The sequence below is a fragment of the Flavobacterium adhaerens genome, from assembly GCF_040045115.1.
In the GTDB taxonomy this organism is placed as follows: domain Bacteria; phylum Bacteroidota; class Bacteroidia; order Flavobacteriales; family Flavobacteriaceae; genus Flavobacterium; species Flavobacterium adhaerens.
Genome location: NZ_JBDLZX010000025.1, coordinates 1 through 2916 on the forward strand (window position 1 = coordinate 1; position 2916 = coordinate 2916).

3 protein-coding genes are annotated in these 2916 nt (G+C 30.2%); all 3 read right to left on the reverse strand.

The genetic code is table 11. The annotated features are described in order from the left end of the window. Positions 1-216: 216 nt before the first annotated feature. Complete coding sequence (locus tag ABEB18_RS17430; RefSeq protein ID WP_348800628.1) at positions 217-984, reverse strand: abortive infection system antitoxin AbiGi family protein; 768 nt, start codon at positions 982-984, stop codon at positions 217-219. A 210-nt stretch (positions 985-1194) separates the two neighbouring features. Further along, entirely contained in the window at positions 1195-2463 is a 1269-nt protein-coding gene (locus ABEB18_RS17435; RefSeq protein ID WP_348800629.1) for an alpha/beta fold hydrolase, read from the reverse strand. A gap of 180 nt (positions 2464-2643) precedes the next feature. Further along, a partial coding sequence (locus ABEB18_RS17440) for a hypothetical protein (RefSeq protein WP_348800630.1) occupies positions 2644-2916 on the reverse strand: 273 nt, incomplete at its 5' end.

Consider the following 2916-nt stretch of genomic DNA (forward strand, 5'->3'; position numbering starts at 1 on the left):
TCAATTTTCTGCGGAAATAAATGTTTCTTTTCTGATTGTTTTCTTCTGCGTAATTTCGGCTCAACTGTCCTGTAACGTTCTGGCACTACAGCGGGTTTGGGACTAAATTAAGCCCTATTTTCGGATTTGCCAAATCATCCCAAATACAAAACTATTTTTCCATTAAGCCAAATGCCCAAATCCGTTGTAGTGGCTGTTAGTGGCTGGCTTTTTAACTTAAAAGTCATTTATAATTTGGTCGGTTCTAATTATTTTGGTCATAAGAATTTCAATATCATAAGCAGAAAGAGTTTTTTTAAAATTTTGACTAATAAAGTCTAATGTTTTGTGTACGTCTTCTTCTTCTTTTACTATTATATATGAAATATCTTCAGCAATATTAAATTCGAGTTTAACTTTTCCAACTTCTTTATTGAATTTTTCTTTATCTGCAACATATACATCTTGCAAGATTGCTCTTCCATTTCCTTTAAGGTCTGCCTTAGTTGGTACATATCTCCATTCTCGTTCATCATAAAATCTATAATTATTTATCTGACGACTATCAATTATTAAATCACCATCATAGTTTTTAATATGAGAACAAAGTGTTATTAATTCTTGTCTCCAAACTTCGTCAATTTTTGGGGTTTTTGGATTTGTTTCTAATTCCTTTTTGTTATTATGGAATCTCATTATTTGTTGCATTAATGTTTCAGATAATGAAGATTCCTTTTCTAAATACAATACAGGATTCAATCCTTTTTTTACAGCCCAATCCTTCCTTAATCCAACTCCATAATGACCGTATGAGTCAAGGTGTTTTTTTACTTCTGAAAGAGGAATGTCACAAAAGCAAATCATGGGATAAGCATATCTTAGTTTTTTTTGTTTCCAAAAGAAGTCTTCTTTACAATATTTAAGAGAAAACCCATTTTTTAATATTTGCAATAAATTATCTAAATTTTTAGTGTAATGAATTATTGAATTTGTACTTATTGCCATATTTTAAATTGTTCTTTTTGTCTTTTATTTTTGGAGTTGTTGAGTCAAGCTTGCCACTAACGTTCCCGCGCTACAAGTAGTTTGGGACTAACTTAAGCCCATTATTCGGATTTGCAAAATCTTCCAAATACAAAACCATTTTTCAATTAAGCCTAATACCCAAATTACTTGTAGCGTGTGTTGGTGGCTGTTCTTGTATTCACAGAGTTCTTAATTTTGGTTTTTATTTAAAAAATTTAAAATAATTTTGTTGAACTCTTTTGGGTTTTCTTGTGGTGCATAATGAGTTGAATTTGAAAAAAAGTGAAGTTCGCTTTTTTTCAAATTATTAGCAATCAGTTCAGTATGTTCTTTCTTTATGACATCTTTTTCTCCTGCTAAAACCAACACTGGAATTTGTATTGCATTTAAACTTTGAGGTTTGATGTCAGGATATTTTAGACACATTTTACTAACTCTTATATTTGTTTTCAGTGAAGGAATAAATATTTTTGCCAATTGTCCTTTTCTTATATCTCCTTTAAATTTCTGCCAAAATTCAGGTTCAATAGCATCAGTATTGGGATATAAGTTTGCCCCCATTGTTACAAGAGTTTTTACTTTTGCAGGATATTTTAGAGCCATTGTAATTCCTGTATTACCTCCATCACTCCATCCCAAAATATTTACTTTATCTAACATTAAATAGTTTATAAACACATTCATATCGTCCGCCATTTGGTCATATGACATTTCTATATCGTTGCAAGAACTCCTTCCTTGGCAACGACTATCAACAGCAATTACTTTATATTTCGATTGTAAACTGTCTATCTGAAAGCGAAAAGAATTAATAGATTCATTGTTGCCGTGTAAAAGCAACAGCGGTTCTCCTGTACCATAAATTTCATAATAAAAATCGATATTATTTATTTTTATGACCTTGCCAATTTCTAAATTATTGCCATATAAAATGGAATTTGATATGTCTAATCGAAGTGTGTTTTTATTTTGATATAGGATTAATGAGTCTTCAATTTTCTGATAATTATAAATTTCATATTTCCTTTTTGAGTTTGTCAATTCAGTTCCGCCATTAAGTTTATTTCCGTCAATATCTGTTAATGAAATTTCAGCGATATTTATTGTTTTTGGAAAATTTGAAGTAAGAATACCCAAGTCTAAAATTTTAGCGTTTTTAGGAATATAAAACACACCCTTATATTGAATCCAATTATCTTTCAAATTAATTCTAGTAAGTTTTGCTGTATTATAACCTAAATATTTTTTTTTGTCAGAATCAAAAAAGGCACGTATAATATTACCTATAGAATCGTTTTGATTATTTGTAGCAATGAATGTTACAAACAATTTTTTATTTTGATAGGATTGAACATCAAAATCTTCTTTAAAAATCCTCACACTTTTTACATTTTGTCCAAAAATCGAATAATTCCCAAGAGAAATAAAAAGTATAAGAAGGAATGTTTTTTTAGTCATTTGTTTTTTTTTAAAAGTCATTTTCTGTTTCGTGTCTTCTAGAATAGCCACCAACGCTCCGCCGCTTGTAGTGGTTGGGGAGGTTAGGAGCAGAGTATTTTCTGCTGAACGAATATATGAATAAAAACGTTAATTCCACTAAACTCCCCAATCACTACAAACGGCTGTTACCAGTAGTTTTTATAGATTTATACGGTCTGATTCGGGCAGAGATTTGTATGCTTTATCCGCTTCAATCATCTTTCTGATTTCTTCAAAGAACTTATCTAACTTTTTCTCTTTTTCCATTTCCAGCTTATTTATGCAACGACTGCTTGTGCCTGAAGATTTAATTATTCCATTTGCTTTAATTTCTATTGTGAACCAAAAACTTGGAATTTCTCCGCCGGGCTTTAAAGTATCACATTCAAATTCTGTTGGAAAAGACAGGAAATTAATTTCATTATAAATATT